The organism is Pseudomonas sp. JZ134 (assembly GCF_051027695.1).
Taxonomy (GTDB): Bacteria; Pseudomonadota; Gammaproteobacteria; order Pseudomonadales; family Pseudomonadaceae; genus Chryseomonas; species Chryseomonas luteola.
In genome coordinates this window covers 363,658-381,900 of sequence record NZ_CP069250.1, presented here as the reverse complement: position 1 = coordinate 381,900, position 18,243 = coordinate 363,658, and the positions used below count along the sequence as shown (strand labels likewise).

At 59.0% G+C, this 18,243-nt stretch carries 16 protein-coding genes and 1 pseudogene; 7 read left to right on the top strand and 10 right to left on the bottom strand.

Annotated features, from left to right (window positions below):
* Positions 1–38 precede the first annotated feature (38 nt).
* The 6 genes from JQR86_RS01700 to JQR86_RS01675 all read right to left on the bottom strand — a co-directional run bounded on the left by JQR86_RS01700 (position 39) and on the right by JQR86_RS01675 (position 6,022).
* On the bottom strand, positions 39–809 hold the full coding sequence (locus JQR86_RS01700; protein ID WP_434154209.1) for an SDR family NAD(P)-dependent oxidoreductase: 771 nt from the start codon (positions 807–809) through the stop codon (positions 39–41).
* Positions 810–851: 42 nt separating this feature from the next.
* Positions 852–1,910 (bottom strand): L-rhamnose/proton symporter RhaT, encoded by a 1,059-nt coding sequence (rhaT, locus tag JQR86_RS01695; RefSeq protein WP_434154208.1) that lies wholly within the window; start codon positions 1,908–1,910, stop codon positions 852–854.
* The gene (rhaM, locus tag JQR86_RS01690; RefSeq protein WP_239383535.1) at positions 1,910–2,215 is read right to left on the bottom strand and encodes an L-rhamnose mutarotase; all 306 of its coding nucleotides are present in this window, start codon (positions 2,213–2,215) and stop codon (positions 1,910–1,912) included. Before rhaM ends, rhaT begins: the two co-directional genes overlap by 1 nt.
* A gap of 72 nt (positions 2,216–2,287) precedes the next feature.
* Positions 2,288–3,472, bottom strand: a complete 1,185-nt coding sequence (rhmD, locus tag JQR86_RS01685; protein ID WP_122041457.1) for an L-rhamnonate dehydratase — start codon at positions 3,470–3,472, stop codon at positions 2,288–2,290.
* Positions 3,453–4,793 carry an MFS transporter gene (locus JQR86_RS01680; RefSeq protein WP_434154207.1) on the bottom strand — a complete coding sequence of 447 codons (1,341 nt, stop codon included), beginning with the start codon at positions 4,791–4,793 and terminating at the stop codon, positions 3,453–3,455. The genes rhmD and JQR86_RS01680 overlap by 20 nt, the downstream gene beginning before the upstream one ends.
* 266 nt (positions 4,794–5,059) lie before the next feature.
* A complete protein-coding gene (locus JQR86_RS01675) occupies positions 5,060–6,022 on the bottom strand; it encodes an amidohydrolase family protein (protein WP_434154206.1) in 963 nt (320 codons plus the stop codon).
* A 194-nt stretch (positions 6,023–6,216) separates the two neighbouring features.
* On the opposite strand from JQR86_RS01675, the gene JQR86_RS01670 reads away from it, so the two are divergent.
* Genes JQR86_RS01670 through ubiA form a run of 3 tightly spaced genes read left to right on the top strand, consistent with a single transcriptional unit; the run spans position 6,217 to position 8,760 of the window.
* On the top strand, positions 6,217–7,170 hold the full coding sequence (locus JQR86_RS01670; protein WP_434154205.1) for a LysR family transcriptional regulator: 954 nt from the start codon (positions 6,217–6,219) through the stop codon (positions 7,168–7,170).
* Between the two features lie 45 nt (positions 7,171–7,215).
* Positions 7,216–7,758 carry a chorismate--pyruvate lyase family protein gene (locus JQR86_RS01665; protein ID WP_434154204.1) on the top strand — a complete coding sequence of 181 codons (543 nt, stop codon included), beginning with the start codon at positions 7,216–7,218 and terminating at the stop codon, positions 7,756–7,758.
* 57 nt (positions 7,759–7,815) lie between these two features.
* Complete coding sequence (gene ubiA, locus JQR86_RS01660; RefSeq protein WP_312509336.1) at positions 7,816–8,760, top strand: 4-hydroxybenzoate octaprenyltransferase; 945 nt, start codon at positions 7,816–7,818, stop codon at positions 8,758–8,760.
* Between the two features lie 188 nt (positions 8,761–8,948).
* Here the strand turns inward: ubiA and JQR86_RS01655 are convergent, their stop codons facing one another.
* From JQR86_RS01655 to JQR86_RS01645, 3 genes and pseudogenes are all read right to left on the bottom strand, one after another.
* Positions 8,949–9,230: a DUF2218 domain-containing protein gene (locus tag JQR86_RS01655; protein WP_434154819.1), complete on the bottom strand. Its 282-nt coding sequence runs from the start codon at positions 9,228–9,230 to the stop codon at positions 8,949–8,951.
* 36 nt (positions 9,231–9,266) lie between these two features.
* A pseudogene (locus tag JQR86_RS01650) lies at positions 9,267–10,139 on the bottom strand (DMT family transporter); the annotation flags it as partial.
* A 151-nt stretch (positions 10,140–10,290) separates the two neighbouring features.
* Positions 10,291–11,265, bottom strand: coding sequence for a LysR family transcriptional regulator (locus JQR86_RS01645; protein ID WP_019366670.1), 975 nt, complete (start codon positions 11,263–11,265; stop codon positions 10,291–10,293).
* A 169-nt stretch (positions 11,266–11,434) separates the two neighbouring features.
* On the opposite strand from JQR86_RS01645, the gene JQR86_RS01640 reads away from it, so the two are divergent.
* The 4 genes from JQR86_RS01640 to JQR86_RS01625 are packed head-to-tail and all read left to right on the top strand — an operon-like array spanning position 11,435 to position 16,239.
* Positions 11,435–12,937, top strand: coding sequence for an efflux transporter outer membrane subunit (locus tag JQR86_RS01640; protein WP_434154203.1), 1,503 nt, complete (start codon positions 11,435–11,437; stop codon positions 12,935–12,937).
* Positions 12,938–12,944: 7 nt separating this feature from the next.
* Entirely contained in the window at positions 12,945–15,137 is a 2,193-nt protein-coding gene (locus JQR86_RS01635; RefSeq protein ID WP_167517270.1) for an FUSC family protein, read from the top strand.
* Positions 15,127–15,327 carry a DUF1656 domain-containing protein gene (locus tag JQR86_RS01630; RefSeq protein WP_010796023.1) on the top strand — a complete coding sequence of 67 codons (201 nt, stop codon included), beginning with the start codon at positions 15,127–15,129 and terminating at the stop codon, positions 15,325–15,327. Before JQR86_RS01635 ends, JQR86_RS01630 begins: the two co-directional genes overlap by 11 nt.
* Positions 15,328–15,339: 12 nt before the next feature.
* Positions 15,340–16,239 (top strand): efflux RND transporter periplasmic adaptor subunit, encoded by a 900-nt coding sequence (locus tag JQR86_RS01625; RefSeq protein ID WP_010796024.1) that lies wholly within the window; start codon positions 15,340–15,342, stop codon positions 16,237–16,239.
* A gap of 81 nt (positions 16,240–16,320) precedes the next feature.
* On the opposite strand, the gene JQR86_RS01620 is transcribed toward JQR86_RS01625, so the two are convergent.
* Positions 16,321–18,126, bottom strand: coding sequence for a phenylacyl-CoA dehydrogenase (locus tag JQR86_RS01620; protein ID WP_125888551.1), 1,806 nt, complete (start codon positions 18,124–18,126; stop codon positions 16,321–16,323).
* Positions 18,127–18,243: the final 117 nt, after the last annotated feature.

Sequence of the window (18,243 nt, the reverse complement as noted above, 5' to 3'; positions counted from 1 at the left end):
ATGGAGCGGTGTTCCGAATAAACCCGGAACCGGAAACGCTATTGCAAGTTCACGAACATTCCCCCGTCTACCAGTAGGGATGCACCAGTGACGTACCGGGCCATGTCCGATGCGAGGAATACGACCGGGCCGGCCAGGTCATCCGGCTCTCCCAGGCGTCCCAGGGGTGTCCGTTTAATCATGTAGTCGCGTTTTTCCTGATCGGCCAGGTCGTCCTTGTTGATATCGGTCTCGATAGTGCCCGGCAGTACGGCATTGCAGCGTATGCCGTACGGGCCAAGGGCAATGGCACAGGACTGCATGAGTGACAGCAGCCCGGCCTTGGTGGGTGTGTAATGCGTTTGCATCGCGCCGCCCACCAATGCGCTGATCGAGCTGACGGCAATGATCGAGCCTCCCCTTCCTTGCTCCTTCATTTGATTGGCCGCTGCCTGTACGGCGAAATAGGCACCATTAAGATTGGTGTCTACGGTCTTGTAATAGACCTCGCGTGGCATATCGAGAAAAGCGTGAAAGGGACAGACGCCCGCGTTGTTGACGAATACATCCACACTGCCAAACGCCTCCACTGCCGCCTTGACGAGCGTGCTGCCGGTGTCCGGATCGGCAGCATCAGCCCCTACGTCGACCGCACGGCTACCGGCCTGCTCGATTTCCTGAATCAACGAGGCCACCTGCGGTTTGCTGGAATCGCTACCGCTGTGCCCGATGACGACCTTGCCGCCCTGTCGGGCGCACTCCAGGGCAATAGCCCGGCCTATGCCACGGGAGGCGCCGGTGATGATGACGGTCTTGTCTGCGAGCAGCATGGTGGTCTCCTTGGGTTCGATAAAGTCAGGGCCGAGTCGTCTCTACTTCAAATAGTTGCCATACCCCACCATAGCAATCGAAGCCAGGATGACCACGATGCCTGTCAGCAGGATGCGTTTGTTACGTGCTGAGGTACCGTGCCATTCACGGAAATACAGCCCCCACAGGTTCGACACAACGATAATGAAGGACATATGCAGCACCCATGAGCTGGCGTCGTTGTTGAGCCGGCTCTCGCCCATGCCATAGAAGAAAAACTGTAGAAACCAGATCGTGCCAGCGCTGGCAGCCAAGAGGTAATTACGCAGCAGCGGCGTACGCGAGTCGGTGTAGTTGTGGAACGAGCGGTTACGCCGATTGAGCAGCAAGCACCAGATGGCATTGGTGGTCAGCCCGCCCCACATGATCAGCATGAAGGTGACGTTGTTCTGGAACAGGCTATTGGTGCCCTGCGTCACGGCCGCCTCGGCGAGAGGCCGCCCGGCCGAAATGCCATAACTGAAGCAGGCGCTGAGCACGCCGGAAATGATGGCGACCGTCCACCCCTTGGCCAGGGAAAACTCTGCCACACTGGCCTGCTTGGTCGCCTCGGAGACTTCCCGCTCCTTGATGACACCCGCCCGCCCGCAGATGGCAATGCCCACAAGCGAAATGGCAACGCCCGCCAGCACCCAATGCCCGCCTGCACTGGCGACCAGCTCAGTAAAGGAGCCTCGGGTTTCGTCGGTAAACAGGTCCTTATAGATCGCAGGCATCAGGGCGCCCAGCGCGGAGGTCAGGCCCATGATGATGGACATGCCCAGCGAAAGCCCCAGGTAACGCATGGTCAAGCCAAACGTCAGACCACCAATCCCCCACAGCACACCGAAGGTATAGGTCCAGAGCAACGTAGACGTATCGGCCTCGGCGATGATGTGCGTGAAGTTGGGAACAGTCAGCACGGCCGCCACTAATGGTACGAACAGCCAGGAGAACAGGCCGCCAATGATCCAGTAGCTCTCCCAGGCCCAGCCCTGCACTTTCTTGTAAGGGATGTAAAAGCTGCCGGAAGCAAAGCCGCCGATAAAATGCAGGATGACACCCAGCAGGATGACCTCCATCACGCGTCTCCTGCCGTCAGCACAAAGACAGGCAAGAGCGGTACGCTCACCGGCGACTCGTCCGGATTGGTCGCCATGATCTCAGCCATGTGATGCCACCAGCGCTTCATCACCGGCAAGCGGGGCAACTCATCCAGGGCGTGCTCACTGCGGTGCGTCAGTACGGCGTAGAGTGCATGCGTCTCAGGGTCCAGAAAGATTCGGTAATCCTCGACACCGGCGGCTAGCAGCGCGTCGACCAGCTCAGGCCATATCTCATCGTGCCGGCGCTGGTACTCCTCAGCCTGCCCGGGATGCAAAGTCATACGGAACGCTTTTGTTGGCATTATGGCGGTTCCTTGTCTGGCGGCGCGGTTCCTCCGCGCCGCGCTCCTTTATCAGTGATCGTAGGGTCGATGTAGCTGGCACTCGGGGTTTAGCCGTACCCCAAAGCCGGGCTTGTCCAACACGGAGGCTTTCATGCGGCCATTGACCGGAATCGGCTCGTCCAGGAGCTGCGGGTTGAACATCGGCACCACCTTGTCCGCCTTGGGCGCCATCATCAGGAATTCCGAGAATGGGCTGTTGGTCCGGGTGATGACGAAGTGGTAGCTGTAGACGGAGGAGCCATGGGGCACGACCAGCGCGTTATGTGCATCAGCCAGCGCCGATATCTTGATCAGCTCAGTAATCCCCCCACACCAGCCCACGTCCGGCTGGATAATGTCGCAGCAGCCCATCTCCAGGAGCATACGGAAGCCCCAACGGGTCGCCTCGTGTTCACCCGTAGTGACCAGCATCCCGCTCGGCACTTGTTGACGGAGGGCGGCGTAGCCCCAGTAGTCATCCGGTGGCAGCGCCTCTTCTATCCACTTGAGGCCAAACTCGCTTGCCGCATTGGCCAGGCGGGTAGCGTAGTTGAGGTCAAGGCTCATCCAGCAGTCGAACATCAGCCAGAAGTCGTCTCCCACCCGCTCACGCATGGTAGCTAGCGTTTCGATATTCTTGCGTAGCCCTTCTTCACCTTCAGCGGGGCCGTGCTGAAGCGCCAGCTTGCCGCCGATAAAGCCCATTTCCTTGGCCAGATCGGGCCGTGCGCCAGTGGCATAAAACTGAAGCTCGTCCCGTACGGGACCGCCCAAGAGCTGGTGAACAGGCTCCTGGCGAATCTTGCCGAGCAGGTCCCACAAGGCCAAGTCCACGCCCGAAATGGTATTGAGGACAATGCCCTTGCGCCCGTAGTAGAGGGTCGCGTTGAACATCTGGTCCCAGATCTTTTCGATGTCCGTTACCTTGGCGCCTTCAATAAAACGCGCCAAGTGCTTTTCGACGATAAAGGCGCCCAACTCACCACCCGTGGTAACAGCAAAGCCTACCGTCCCGTCGCTGGCCTCCACTTCCACCACCAGCGTCCCCAATACGTTGATACCAAAGCTGCGGCGGCTCTGCCGGTACTCGGGATACTTTGCCATGGGCGTAGAGATATGATCGTCGATCCAATGACCATCGCCTTGGTCGTGATAATCCGCACCGCCGCCCCGTAGAGTGAAGGCACGGACGTGTTTAATGGTGGGCATGCTCATGGGCGTCTCCTGGCAGCGTATTAAGAGGCGTAGCGGCGCGCTTGATGGGCGTCGAAGGACTGAAGCGGTGAACAGCAATAATCAGCAAACCGGCTAGAAGGCTGGCGCCGGCAAGGAAGTAGAGGCCGGCAGCAGTGGAGTCAAAGGCCGTCTCGGCCCAGCGCTTGAGGTTGGGTGCCATGAATCCGCCCAACGCGCCGATAGAATTGATCAGGGCAATGCTGCCTGCCGCCGCGCTACCGGCAAGGTAAGCTGAGGGAAATGTCCAGAAGATCGGCTGGACAGCGATGAAGCCCGAGGCGGCAAAACACAGAGCGACCAGCGCCAGCAGCGGCGAGCCGAACGCTACCGAGGCAGCAATACCCAATCCGCCCATGGCGACGGTAAGCGCCGCGGTTGCACGGCGATTGCCGGTGCGATCTGAATAGGCCGGAATCAGGTAGGCAGCTGCAAGAGCGCACACCCAGGGAACGGAGGTCACCAGTCCAACCATAAAGCCGACCTTCTGCCCCAGTAGCCCCGCCACCTGCGTGGGCAGGTAAAACACCACACCATAGACGCTGGTCTGGATCAGGAAATAGATCAAGCACAGATAGAGAACGCCGGGATGTGTCAGCACTTTGAGCAGGCTCTTGCCGTGGGCGAGCTTTTCGCGGTCCTCCCGGTCAAGCGTCTCTTGCAGCGCCCGGCGCTCCTCGACGGTTAGCCATTTGGCATCACCCGGACGATTATCCAGGTACCAGTAGGCCCAGACGCCTACAACGGTTGCCAGGAGTCCTTCCACCATGAACAGCCATTGCCAACCATGCAACCCGCCCAGCCCGTCGAACTCAAGCAAGAGACCGGAGAGTGGGCTTCCGAAGATAAATGCCAGCGGTGCGCCGAAATAAAAGAACCCCATGGCCCTGGCGCGGGCACCTTGGGGAAACCAGTATGTGAGGTAAAGAATGACGCCCGGAAAGAATCCGGCCTCGGCCACGCCCAACAGGAACCGCAGCACGTAAAAGGTCGTCTCGTTGTGAGCGAACATCATAGCGGCGGAGATTAGGCCCCATGTCACCATGATTCGGCACATCCAAAGCCGGGCACCGACCTTGTGCATGATCAAGTTACTGGGCACCTCCAGAAAGGCATAACCGAGAAAGAAGATCCCGGCGCCAAAGGCAAATGCCGCATCCGAAAGGCCAGTGTCTGCCTGAAAGGCAGCCTTGGCGAACCCTACGTTGGCGCGGTCCAGAAACGCCAGGACATACATGAGCAGGAGAAACGGCAAAAGCCGCCAGGAGACCTTCTTGACGATGTGCGGAGACAATGTGTTCACGCCAGTTTCCTCTTGGAATTGTTATGGGGCGTGGAGCAACGTACGAAACGGCAAGCACTAGCATGTGGGCAGTCTCTCTCGATGACGTTTAGCGCCAGAGGAAGAAAGGTCGAAACAGGCGTGAGGGCATCTGAATGTAGGGGCGGCATGAGGCAAGCGGAGCATGACAGTCACCTTGTTTTTGTTGTAGGCGCCTTGAATCTAAGCGCAGAAGCGATGCCTGACTAATCGAAATAAACTTACATCCGATACCCTTTATGCATCGGTCATGATTGCTGTGCCTGTCGTGACTTCCAGCGATAGGCCTGCCTGGAGTTGAGATAAAACACTTTCTCTTGAGCTACCGATGTTTTTGTAGCCAGGTAGGCCTGCGTCAGGCCAATGGTTTTATCCAGCGAGACGAGGTGATCGCTGTTGGGCCAGTCACTGCCAAACAGGATGCGATCTTCGCCGAATAGCGACCATAATCGGTCCAGGTGCTCCTGGTAATACGCAACGTCCAGCCCCACTGTTCCCTGTGTGCGCTGCGGCACCTCGGAGAGTTTCATGAAGGCCGTTGGCCGGGCAGCGAACATCTCCAGGTCTCGCCAGTACGCGCGCTCTTCAGCAGGAGGGACCTGTGCATTAGGCAAGTGATCCGCCACGATATGAAGATCTGGGACAGCATCACTTACCTTGAGCAGCGCAGCGATCAGGGATGGCGTCGGGTTGGCACTGTCCAGTGCTCTGCCGCTCTGAGCCAGAAGGCGCAACCCCTCGATAAAGCCAGGCTTTCGAAGGTCTTCTGTTAGATCACGATCCCATAGGTTGCCGTAGCGCATCCCCAGAAATAGGGGCTCGGCTGCCAGCCGGTCGAGGTCAGCCGCAAAGCGTTGATCGTTTGGCACCAGATTGCCAACGAAGCCCACCATGCCAGTATGGTGCCGTACGGCCTCAAGCAGCCAGTCGTTATCCTTTCGCCAGGGGCTGGCCTCTACGGCAATCGCACCCACGACGCCCAAGGGCGCTGCCTGGGCGAAATATTCGTCCGGCAATGTGCGGCGATAGATAGTATCGCCTGGTTCAGGCCACGGAATGCCCTCCGGGCGGTGCGGATCGAACAGATGAATGTGGGCATCAAGTCGTGGTCCCTGGTAAACCGCAAGGGTTTCGCGGGCCTGTGCGAATGCCTGTAGAGCAGGTGCCGCCATGGCTGCCAAGTCTCCAATCAGAAAGGATCGTCTTCGCATAACGAAGCGTTAGTGTGCGTCGTAGCTACAACGGACAGATGACGTAGCCGGCAGGCGAGAGAAAGGAGGTGTGCATGGTGAATTCCTTTTTTATTGTTGGAGTCCACTCTTTAGCTGTGATGGCGCGTGATTACCAATAATAATTAGGTCAACACCGATACCCAGGCGGCATCGTTCGCTAAGGAAGAACAACAATGAACGTATCCGCATCCGCGCGCGCCCTGTTCAATCGGCTGCGTTACAAGCACCTGCTCATGCTGGTGACATTGGGCAATAGCCAGAACCTGCATCGCGCCGCGCAGGCCCTGAACATGTCGCAACCGGCGACCACTCGCATGCTGCAGGAAATCGAAGATGCCTTTGGCTGCGAGCTGTTTGAGCGCCAGACGCGGGGCATGAAGCCTAATGCGCTGGGCGAAGAAGTCCTGCGCTTTGCCCGCACCGCCCTAACGCAGCTCGACCGCTGCGCCGAAGACATCACCGATCGCCAGCAAGGCGGCTATGGGTATCTCTCCATCGGCACCATCATGGGCGCAGCGCCCGATCTGGTCGTTCAGTCCATCGCCGACATGAAGCGTCAGCATCCCCGGCTCAAGTTACGCATCATGGGCGACACCAGCGATCAGCTCATTGAATTACTGGACCAAGGCAGCATCGACCTGGCGGTCGCCCGGCAAAGCGCCGAAAGCGATCGGAGCCGTTACCAGTTCGAGCCGCTGGGCAACGAACATCTGGTCGTAGCCGTACGGGCCAATCATCCTCTGGCGGGACGCGACCAAATCGACCTGAGCGAGCTGGTCAGCCAATGGCCCTGGATCTTACAGCCGTCCTCCAGTCCGGCCCGCATGGCACTGGAGCGCGCCTTCGAGCGGCTTTCACTGCCCTCACCGCGAGACGTGATCGAATGCAGTTCGGTCTTTGCCATGCTGCAGCTGGTGCAGATGACCGAGGCGATTCTGGTGCTGTCCGAAACGGTGGTCTCCGACTATCTGCGGACCGGGCTCGTCGTGCCGCTTCCACTCGAAATCGAGGAAGAGATGGCGCCCTATGGCGTGCTGCTGCGCAAGAACGAGCCCCTGAGCCAAGAGCTGGAAACCTTTCTGCAACTCTTGCGCCGACGCGCCAATGATCTCGGACTCAGGCCATAAGCCTGACTGTTAAGCTATGGGCCTCTAACGGATAGATCACCTGACATGACCCCACGCATACCCTTCTGGCAAAACGCTGCGCAGCTCGACGGCGACGTTCCCCGCAAGTGGCTGTTTGAAGATGAGGGCTCCTTGACCCAGCGCCTGACGCAACTCAGCGGTAACCGCTTTGGGGTGGACGTCATTACTGAAGGATGGCAGCCGCTAAGGGCAGATGAATGCAAGGCCCTGGACGCGCCGTCGGAGACGCTCGGCTGGGTACGCGAGGTTTTCCTGTTAGGTACGCAGACCCGCTGGGTGTTTGCTCGCAGTGTGGCAACGCGCGAGGCGCTCGAGGCCTCAGGGTTTGAGCTTGCTCAATTGGGTCAACGCCCCTTGGGCGCCCTGCTGTTCAGCGATAACGCGTTTAACCGCGGCCCGCTGGAGGCCACGCGTTACCCTGCTGGCTGGCTTCCACAGGAAGAAGTGCAGGATCAGGAGCCGCTCTGGGCTCGGCGTTCGGTCTTTCGCCGGGACGGCCTTGGCGTATTGGTTGCCGAGGTGTTTCTGCCGGCGTTCTGGCAGTTCCTGAAAGATCAGAGGCTATAATCGGCCAGCCCGCCGTAAAACGGCTAGGGCTTTCGTTCATTCCGATACGGCGCCGCAATGAAAAAGAACCGCTCCCGTAAAAAGCCACAGCCAGCTGCCTCGCTCGCTACCGCCGCCCCGCAGAAAATCATCGGGACCACCCGGCCTAGCAGCCGCATCAAAGACTTCGTCCAACTGACGCGACTGGACAAGCCTATCGGCATCTACCTTTTGCTCTGGCCAACACTCTGGGCCTTGTGGATTGCGGGCGAAGGCCGCCCGAGCGTGAAGAACGTCATCATTTTCGTGCTGGGTGTCACCCTGATGCGCTCGGCGGGGTGTGTAATCAACGACTTTGCCGATCGAAACTTCGACGGTCACGTCAGTCGTACCAAGGCGCGCCCGCTGGCGACCGGCAGGATAACAACCAAGGAAGCTCTGATTGCCTTTGCCGTGCTGGTTGGGCTCAGCTTCGTGCTGGTGCTGTTTACCAACGCCATCACCATCTGGATGTCCTTTGGCGCCCTGGGTATCGCTGCGCTGTATCCCTTCATGAAGCGCTACACCTATTACCCACAGGTGGTGCTGGGCGCAGCCTTCTCCTGGGGAATGCCGATGGCCTTTACCGCCGAAACCGGCTCGCTTCCGCCTGAGGCCTGGCTATTATTCATCGCCAACGTGATCTGGACGGTGGGATACGACACCTATTACGCCATGGCGGACCGGGAAGACGATCTGAAGATCGGCGTGAAATCCACTGCCATCCTGTTTGGCGACGCAGACCGCATCATCATCGCGACGCTGCAGGGCCTTACCCTGCTCTGCCTGCTCCTTGCCGGTGCGCGCTTTCACATGGGCGCGTGGTTCTATCTGGGCCTTGTGGTGGCGCTAGGGTGTTTTGTCTGGGAATTCCTGAGTACACGGGACCGGGACCCCATGAAATGCTTCAAGGCTTTTTTGCATAATCACTGGGCAGGCCTGGCAATCTGGATAGGGATTGTGGTGGATTATTTGGTGCGCTGATCAGGCGGCTTCAGCTTTTTCCCATGCCTTCGGCGCTTCACGTTCTCTGTACACTTACAGAGAACGTGAAGCCAGGGCGCAGCGCCTATTGGATACCGGAACAAGCGGTTCTGGTGACTTTACGGCGGCTTTCACGAATGACTCGCTTACCGCCTCCCTGGCACAGGCAATCACTCAGTCGGGCTTGATTAGATCCTGATCCAATCAATCTGCAGTGTTTCACCGCTACCCATCCGCTGCAAATGATCAGCGACCACCCCTTCCATCCGCTCCAGCTCTTCAACAGGAAACTCGATCTTTGCCAGCAGCACATCGCCTTGCGCTTCCAAGTGGCAGGTTCCCGCCGGAAACTGAATGAAGCCCTTTCCGTCATCGAATTCCACCTGGAATTTATGCCCCCAGTGCTTGCATAACCGTGTGATGTAGCGGCCTGGATTGGCCGTGGCGATACGGGACTCAGACGATGCCATAGTCGGTCTCCTTGATACGGTGGTGGGTTTGCGTGCACGCCGCTGTTGCCAGGCGACAGCCAGCCCGCTGAGGCTGATGATTGTCATACCGACCAGGGCGCCCTCGTCAGGTACATGACCGAAGAAAATGAATCCCATCAACCCTGCACAGATAATCTGCCCGTAGCTGAAGGGTGCGAGCAACGCGGGCGGCGCATAGCGGAATGCCTGGGTCAGCAACAAGTGTCCGCCCATTCCACATGCGCCTAACCCTATCATCAAAATGGCATGCGTCCAGCTCGGCGGCTCCCAGAAGAAGGGCAACAGTGATGTCATGATCAAGCTGTTCACCAGTCCGGCGATGAAATTGCTGGTGGTGGGGCTGTCAGTCGAGGAAAGAATGCGGGTCAGGATCTGGTAGATACCAAACATCACTGCGGACCCCAGCGGTAGCAGAACAGCTGGCGTAAACAGCGAGCTACCGGGGCGAATGATGATCAGAACACCAACAAAGCCGGTCACCACAGCGATCCACTGCGGCCGGGTCACCCGCTCTTTCAGCAGGGGCACCGACAGAGCCGTTACGATCAGCGGAGCGAGGAAGTTGACCGCCGTGGCTTCTGCCAGTGGTAGATAACGCAGCCCGGCCGTAAAGAACAGGCTGGTCCCGATCAGGCACAACGCCCTGGCGATCTGCAGTCCGGGCCGCCGTGTGCGGATCACTCCCATCCCCATGCGAGGCCCGAAGACGCCCAGCATCAACACCGTATGGGAAACGTAACGGGCCCAGACAACCATCACGATCGGGTAGAAACCCGACAGATATTTGGACATCGTGTCATGGCTGGCAAACAAGAGTATCGCGAGACAAATCAGCCCGATGCCCTTGAGCGGTTGCTCGGCAAGGCCGGAAGACGACTGAGGGCTCATTTATTGTCCTGATCGAGCACTACTGATTAGCAGGCTAAGCACTTGATCGCATAAAGGCCTGGCCCGCATGGGTAAGCCCAGTATTGAACAGATGAGCCGGGAAAGAAAAGCAGAAACAGCCCTGGGCAAGCATAACCAGGGCCTAAGGGAATCAGGCCAGCTGCACCTGACGGGCGCCACCACAGGCATTGCGCAGGCTGAACTCACGCAGCTCGTGCTCTTCAGCTTCCAGAACGCCGGGCAGTCGCTCACGCAAGAACGCCACGAACGTCTTGATCTTGGCATCCAGGTACTGACGGGACGGATACAAGGCGTACACGTTCAATTGTTGCAGTTGATACTGCGGCAGGACGCGAACCAGCGAACCGTCACGCAACCCTTCGATGGCGGAGTAAATCGGCAGGATTCCAATGCCCAGGCCCGCCTGGATCGCTTCAGTCATGGCATCGCCCACGTTGACCTGGAACGAGGTTGTGCCGATGGTGACCATTTCCTGCCCGTTGGGTCCGTCGAAAACCCACTTTTCCAGCGGCACGACCGGACTCACCAGTCTCATACAGTCATGACTTGGCAGATCCGATGGGCTGCGAGGCAGGCCACGCGCTTCGACATAGGCAGGCGACGCACACAGGATGCTGTAGGTATGGCCGATATTCTGGGAAACAAAGCCGGAATCCGGCAGCTCCGTCGCGACCACAATCGCCACATCGTAGCCTTCATCGAGCAGGTCCGGCATCCGGTTAGCCATGGTGAGGTCAAAGTTGACCTCGGGAAACTGCTGACGATAGCCCGCAATCGCCTTGATCATGTAATGCTGACCGATTCCGGTCATGGAATGGATACGCAGCTTGCCGGCCGGCCGCGCATGAGCATCGCTGGCTTCGGCTTCGGCCTCTTCAACATAGGCCAGGATCTGCTCGCAACGCAGCAGGTAGCGCTGCCCCGCCTCGGTCAGGGCGATCCGGCGGGTGGTTCGATGGAGCAGGCGGGTACGCAGATGCGCTTCCAGGCTCGCCACGGCCCGGGAAACATGCGCGGTGGTGGTGCTCAGCACTTGCGCCGCGCTGGTAAAGCTGCCGCTTTCGGCAACACAGGCGAAAACGCGCATATTGTGCAATGTGTCCATGATGCCCCTCATTAGTTAGCAAATAAATTTTGCCATGAACCCAAGAGGGCCATTATTACAAAATGTGAGATAAACATTCACAAACCAGCCGGCTTATCTCAAGACAAGGGGTTTCCTAGAATTCACGTAGGTTTGAGCGACTCTCCCCTCGAATATCTGGACGCCTTCTGTGTCATTCCCCTGTAAGAATTCGCTGCTTGGCATAAGCTTTTTTGTTCTGACTTCAACAATCTCCGGCTGTATCAGCACCCACGGTATCGCGCCGGAGGCTCAACGTGTCAATGCCGACACCCTGGCTACGGACGATGCCATCCGTGCGGCCAAGCTGGACGCCCAATGGCCGGCCAGCCAGTGGTGGCGCGCCTACCGTGACCCCCAGCTGGACCGGTGGATCGCTGAAGCCCTGACCAGCAATCCGTCACTGGCAGCCGCAGCGGCACGGGTACGCTCGGCCAAGGCAATGGCCGGACTGGTGGAATCCGCCGAGGCGCCCCACGTAAACGGCAGCGTTGACCTGCGCCGTTACACCTGGCCTACGGATAACTTCTATGGCCCGGGCGAGTTGGCCGACCGTACCACCTGGAACAACACCGCCTCCCTGGGGCTCAGCTATAAGCTCGACTTCTGGGGACGCGAGCATGATGACAGCGAGCGTGCTCTGGATCGTGCCCATCAGGCAGCTGCCGAAGAACGTGTTGCGGTGCTCGAGCTGACGACCAACATCGTGCGAGCCTACATCCAGTTATCATTGCAATATGCGCAACGTGATGTAGCCCAAGCGACCCTGGATCAGCAGGAGCAGATCGCCAAACTGGCGAACCGTCAGCTGGAAGGCGGCATCGGCACCCAGTTCGAGGTCAGCCAGGCCGAAGCATTGTTGCCGGAAACGCATCGACAGATCGAAGCTCTGGACGAGGCTATTGCCCTTTCGCGTAATCAGTTGGCCGCATTGGCCGGCAAAGGCCCTGGCGACGCCGCCTCGCTGACACGTCCGCAGCTGCAACTGGGCGCCATGCCAACCCTGCCCTCCCGCTTGCCACTGGAGCTGGTGGGTCATCGTCCCGACGTGGTTGCCAGCCGTTGGCAGGTTGCCATGAACGCCAAGGGTGTCGATGTAGCCCGCGCCGACTTCTACCCCAACATTGATCTGATGGCGAGCATTGGTCAGTCGATGACCATGGGCACCTTCAAGGAATTGTTCACGGCCAAAAAGACGGGTTACTCCTTTGGACCGGCTATCTCGCTGCCCATCTTCGATGGCGGTGAGCGCCGCTCGCAGCTTGGTATCGCATCGGCAGGCTACGACGCTGCGGTTGCACATTACAACCAGACCATTATCGAAGCGCTGAAGGACATCTCCGATAACCTGATTCGTCTCGACTCGGCCAACAAGCAGGCCGACATGGCCCGTGAGTCCGTGGAAGCGGCACAGCGCACCTACGACATTGCCCGCAAGGCCTTCGAGCGCGGCCTGACCGATTACCTGCATGTACTGGACGCCCAGACCCGTCTGTTTGCCCAGCAGCGGGTGGAGCAACAGGTCCAGGCCATGCGTCTGAGCGCCCAGGCCGGCTTGATTACCGCTCTGGGTGGCGGTGCCATCGCGCCTGAAGACGGCCCGGACGAAAAGGACCTGAAACCGGCACGTGTCGATATTGCCAAAAAGCCCTAAGGCCCTCATGAAAGCAGAAACGACTTCCACCCCCACCACCAGCGCGTTTCGCCAGGCGCTTAACGCCTGGGCGAGAAGCGACGGTGTCATGTGGATCTACCTGTTCAAGGTACTGATCGCAGCCGGCCTGACCCTCTGGCTTGCCATGCGCCTCCAGTTGCCGCACCCATCTTCAGCGGTCATCACCGTCTTCATCGTAATGCAGCCGCAGAGCGGCCAGGTGTTTGCCAAAAGCGTCTATCGGTTGCTGGGTACGGTAGCAGGCCTGATCGCCATGCTGGCGCTGGTTGCCCTGTTTGCCCAGGAGCGGGTGCCCTTCCTGATCTGCATGTCAGTCTGGATTGGCCTGTGCACGGCCGGCGCCATGCGCTATCGCGATATGCGCAGCTACGGCTGTGTGCTGGCAGGCTATACCGCAGCGCTGATCGGCATTCCTGCGGTCATGAGCCCTGAAGGTGCTTTTATGTCAGCGGTTATGCGGGTGCTGGCGATTTCGTTGGCCATTATCTGCAGCGGTATCGTCTCGGCAGCCCTTTTTCCGCAGACCACAGGCGCAGCCATGCGCAACGCCTTGTACAACCGCTTTGGCACCTTTGCAGGCTACGTAGCCGATGTGCTGCGTGGCAAGCTGGAGCGGCATGTCGTGGAAAGCGGTGGAGTGCGCTATGCCGCCGAGGCCGTCGGGCTTGAAAACATGCGCAGCGCCACAGCCTTTGAAGATCCGCACATGCGCATGCGCAGCGGTCGTCTCTCGCGGCTGAACAGTGAGTTCATGACCATGACGACCCGTCTGCATGCCTTGAGTCGACTGCTTCTACGGTTGCGCCAGCGTCAGGCTGACGTTGTACTGTCGGCATTCGACATGGCGCAGGCTGCATTTCTGGAGCTCCTGGACAGCGTGCGTGGTCAGCCGCTGACACCACCGGACGCGGCAGCAGTCGCTGAACGTCTCTCGGCCTTGAGCGACCATACCCGCGTACGCATTCGGGAAGCCCGTGCTTCGCTACTTGCCAACGCGCCCTCCGAAGAAGATCGGCTGGACTTCGAGACGGCTGCCGAGCTGCTCTTCCGTTTGGTGGACGATCTGCACAATTACGTCCAGACCCACGCGTCCCTGGCCGCTCCGCACCATGTACGCGAGCAATGGAAGGCACGCTTCGTGGCCAAGGCCAATGCCATGGCATCAACCGTGGCAGGCGTACGAACTGCCCTCATGGTGCTGCTGCTCAGCCTGTTCTGGATCATGACAGCCTGGCCCTATGGCGGCATGTTCGCCTCCAACGCGGCTGCCGTGGCCGCCCTCGCCTCGTCCAGTCCGATGCCCCACAAGACCGCCCAACAGATGGCCATCGGTGCATTTTTCGGCGTTACCGTGGGCTTTTTCATGAACTTCTTCGTCTTCACCCAACTGGATGGATACTGGATGCTCATGTTCGCCCTGGCACCCGTCTTCATGCTGGGCAGCTTTGTGGCCCTGCGTCCGGGTTACATGGGTTACGGGCTGGGTAGCATGGTGTTTTTCTGCTTTACCTCGATTCCCGACAACCCACCGGTGTATGACCCGTCAAACTTCATCAACAACGGTATCGCCGTACTGCTGTCCATGGCGACCACAGCCGCGATTTCCTCGATCCTGCTCCCACCCAACAGCGCTTGGCTCTGGCGACGCCTGGAGCGTGACCTGCGCCGTCAGGTCGTTCGTGTAACGAGTGACCCGCTGCCAGGGCTTTCGAGCCGGTTCGAAAGCGCCACGCGCGACCTGCTCAATCAGGCCTACGGTTTGGCCAATGGCCGTCCGCAGGTGCAGAAGGCGCTGTTGGGCTGGACCTTTACGGTCCAGGAAGTCGGTCAGGCCATCATTGAGCTGCGTCAGGAGCAGGAGCGCCTACCGGCCGAGCCTCGATTTGCCGAAGCGTCCCCTTGGCGTCAGTCGATCCGCGCCATGGGACGTGCCCTGGCCCGCCTGTTCCTGAAGCCAAGCCAGACCAATCTGCAACGTGCGCTCACCGCGGTGGACCAAGCCATTGCCTGCGTTGAAGCGCAGCGTGAGCCCGATAGCCAGCATTTCGATGAGTCGCCGCTGCGTCGCATCCAGAGCTTCCTGCATTTCATTCGAACCTCCCTGCTCGACCCGCACGCGCCCCTGGCGCAATACGCTGCGCCGAGCGAGCCCGTCACAGGAATCGCCCATGCCTCGTGAGATTGCTTTCCACGGTGTGTACCTGCCCACCGTTACCGTGCTGTTCATTGTTGGCCTGCTGGTGATGTGGGTCGTTGATCGCCTGTTCGCCAGCATTGGGCTGTATCGCTTTACCTGGCACCCCTCCCTGTTCCGCCTGAGCCTGTTCGCCTGCATCTATGGCGTCATGGCGCTGACCGTCTATCGTTGAGAGCCTTGTTCCATGACCTTGAAGAACCTTTTTAGCGTATTGGCGACCCTGATCGTCGTGGTAGCCGCACTGGTGATAGGCCGGCTGCTCTGGGTGCATTACATGAACGATCCGTGGACGCGGGACGGACGCGTGCGCGCCGATGTCATCAACATCGCACCGGATGTGTCGGGCCTTGTGGTCAACGTGCCGGTGCATGACAACCAGCTGGTCAAAAAAGGCGACCTGCTTCTGCAGATCGATCCGTCGCATTACGAGATTGCCGTGCATCAGGCCGAAGCCCTGGTCGCTTCGCGCAAGGCAACGCTGGACATGCGCCTGCAAAACGCCAAGCGCCGTGCCGATATCGACAGCTTGGTCGTTTCCAAGGAGAGCCGTGAAGACGCCAGCAGCATCGCTTCCTCAGCTGAGGCAGACTACAAGCAGGCCCAGGCTCAGCTTGAAGCGGCCCGCCTGAACCTGTCCCGCACCCGCGTGGTGGCGCCGGTGGATGGTTATGTCACCAACCTCCTGGTCTACCGTGGCGATTATGCTTCGGCCGGTGCACCCAAGCTTGCGATCATCGACAAGAACTCCTACTGGGTTTATGGCTACTTTGAAGAAACCAAACTGCCCCACGTGAAGATCGGCGCACCCGCCGAAATGCGAATGATGAGCGGCATGGTGCTTAAGGGCCATGTGGAGAGCATTGCCCGGGGTATCTACGATCGGGACAACCCGCAGAGCCGCGAGCTGATCGCCGATGTGAACCCGGTATTCAACTGGGTCCGCCTGGCGCAACGAATTCCGGTGCGCATTGCCATCGATGAAGTGCCGGAAGGCATGGAGCTGTCTGCCGGTACCACCTGTACGGTCGTGCTCGACGACGGTACAGGTCATGACCACCATAATTGGCTGGGCTTTGCTGACTGATACCGGCCTGCCTTAACAATCGACCAATAAAAAAGGGCTGCACCGAGAGGTGCAGCCCTTTTGGTTTTCAGCCCTGGCGAATCAATAGCCCAGAGCGAAGTCCTCTTCCGCCACATCCATCAGGCTGCCAGCCCCTGCCAGCATCGCTTCGGCATGCATGCGGGTACGTGGCAGCAGACGCTGATAATAGAAACGCGCGGTCTGCAGTTTGGCCTTGTAGAACGCAGCCTCATCGGTTCCGGCAGCAAGCTTCTCGCTGGCTACACGCGCCATATCGGCCCAGAAGTACGCCAGGCAGATATAGCCGGAGTACATAAGGTAATCCACTGCGGCAGCGCCTACTTCCTCACGGTCCTTCATGGCAGCCATGCCGACCTTCAGTGTGATTTCGCCCCATTCCTTGTTCAGCTTGGCCAGTGGCTCGATGAACTCCTTGAGTTCAGCATTGCCTTCCTGCGCCTGGCAGAACTTGTGAACGATCTTGGTAAAGCCCTTGAGCGACTCACCCTGAGTCATCAGTACCTTACGGCCTAACAGGTCAATGGCCTGAATACCGGTAGTACCTTCGTACATCATGGCAATACGGCTATCACGCAGGTTCTGCTCCATGCCCCATTCGGAAATGTAGCCGTGACCGCCATAGATCTGCATACCATGACTAGCGGCTTCGAAGCCCACCTCAGTCATGAAGGCCTTGGCAATCGGCGTGATGAAGGCCAACAGCGCATCGGCTTTCTTTCGCTCTTCCTCATCCTGGCTGTAACGGGTCACATCTACCAGCTTGGCAGCAAAGTAGATCATGGCACGGTTGCCTTCAGCGAAGGCCTTCATCGTCAGCAGCATGCGGCGGACGTCTGGGTGAACAATGATCGGATCAGCGGCCTTTTCAGGCGCCTTTGGCCCGGTCAGGGAACGCATTTGCAAGCGTTCACGGGCATAACGGATACCACCCTGGAATGCGATCTCCGCATGGGCCAGACCTTGCAGAGCCGTCCCTACGCGCGCCGTGTTCATGAAGGTGAACATGCAGTTCAGGCCCTTGTTGGGCGGGCCGATCAGAAAGCCTTTGGCGCTATCGAAGTTCATCACGCAAGTGGCATTACCATGGATGCCCATCTTGTGCTCGATGGAGCCGCAGGTCACACCGTTGCGCTCGCCTATGCCCCCTTCGGCATTGGGCAGGAACTTGGGTACGATGAACAGTGAGATACCCTTGGTACCCGCCGGTGCGTCAGGTAGGCGGGCCAACACGATATGCACGATGTTGTCAGTCAGGTCATGTTCACCGGCCGAAATAAAGATCTTGGTTCCGCTAATCGCGTAGCTACCGTCAGCCTGCGGCTCGGCACGGGTACGCAGCATGCCCAGATCGGAGCCGCAATGGGGCTCGGTCAGGCACATGGTGCCTGTCCATTCGCCGGAAACCAGTTTAGTCAGGTAGGTGTGCTTCTGCTCGTCGGTACCATGACTTTCAATAGTGTTCATCGCGCCATGGGAAAGGCCTGGATACATGCCCCAGGACCAGTTGGCCTGGCCGATCATTTCCGACAAGGCAATACCCAGCGACTCAGGCAGACCCTGGCCGCCATGAGCAGGATCATGCGGCAGACTTGGCCAGCCACCTTCTACGAATTGCTGATAAGCCTGCTTGAAGCCTGTCGGCGTCTTCACGCCCGACTCGCTCCATACGCAGCCTTCCTTGTCACCGACACGGTTCAGCGGCGACAGGACCTGCTCGCAGAACTTGGCGCCTTCCTCAAGAATGGCGGCAACCATATCCGGGGTAGCATCCTGGCAGCCGGGCAAGCTCTGGTAATGCGCGTCATAACCCAGCAGTTCGTCACGGACAAAGCGGATATCACGCAAGGGAGCCTTGTAGTCAGGCATGACTGTTACCTCTGGAATGCATTTTTATGGGAAGGCGCCGCAGGGATCTCCTGACCGGCGTTAAACAGTTGTTTGAAACTTATGTTTTCCTCTAGAGCCTGTCAAGCGTGTCTGACC

Excerpts from the sequence above, each read along its gene's own strand:
- JQR86_RS01700 (WP_434154209.1), bottom strand. The coding sequence starts at position 809 with ATGCTGCTCGCAGACAAGACCGTCATCATCACCGGCGCCTCCCGTGGC.
- rhaT (WP_434154208.1), bottom strand. The coding sequence starts at position 1,910 with ATGGAGGTCATCCTGCTGGGTGTCATCCTGCATTTTATCGGCGGCTTT.
- rhaM (WP_239383535.1), bottom strand. The coding sequence starts at position 2,215 with ATGACTTTGCATCCCGGGCAGGCTGAGGAGTACCAGCGCCGGCACGAT.
- rhmD (WP_122041457.1), bottom strand. The coding sequence starts at position 3,472 with ATGAGCATGCCCACCATTAAACACGTCCGTGCCTTCACTCTACGGGGC.
- JQR86_RS01675 (WP_434154206.1), bottom strand. The coding sequence starts at position 6,022 with ATGCGAAGACGATCCTTTCTGATTGGAGACTTGGCAGCCATGGCGGCA.
- JQR86_RS01670 (WP_434154205.1), top strand. The coding sequence starts at position 6,217 with ATGAACGTATCCGCATCCGCGCGCGCCCTGTTCAATCGGCTGCGTTAC.
- JQR86_RS01665 (WP_434154204.1), top strand. The coding sequence starts at position 7,216 with ATGACCCCACGCATACCCTTCTGGCAAAACGCTGCGCAGCTCGACGGC.
- ubiA (WP_312509336.1), top strand. The coding sequence starts at position 7,816 with ATGAAAAAGAACCGCTCCCGTAAAAAGCCACAGCCAGCTGCCTCGCTC.
- JQR86_RS01655 (WP_434154819.1), bottom strand. The coding sequence starts at position 9,230 with ATGGCATCGTCTGAGTCCCGTATCGCCACGGCCAATCCAGGCCGCTAC.
- JQR86_RS01645 (WP_019366670.1), bottom strand. The coding sequence starts at position 11,265 with ATGGACACATTGCACAATATGCGCGTTTTCGCCTGTGTTGCCGAAAGC.
- JQR86_RS01635 (WP_167517270.1), top strand. The coding sequence starts at position 12,945 with ATGAAAGCAGAAACGACTTCCACCCCCACCACCAGCGCGTTTCGCCAG.
- JQR86_RS01630 (WP_010796023.1), top strand. The coding sequence starts at position 15,127 with ATGCCTCGTGAGATTGCTTTCCACGGTGTGTACCTGCCCACCGTTACC.
- JQR86_RS01625 (WP_010796024.1), top strand. The coding sequence starts at position 15,340 with ATGACCTTGAAGAACCTTTTTAGCGTATTGGCGACCCTGATCGTCGTG.
- JQR86_RS01620 (WP_125888551.1), bottom strand. The coding sequence starts at position 18,126 with ATGCCTGACTACAAGGCTCCCTTGCGTGATATCCGCTTTGTCCGTGAC.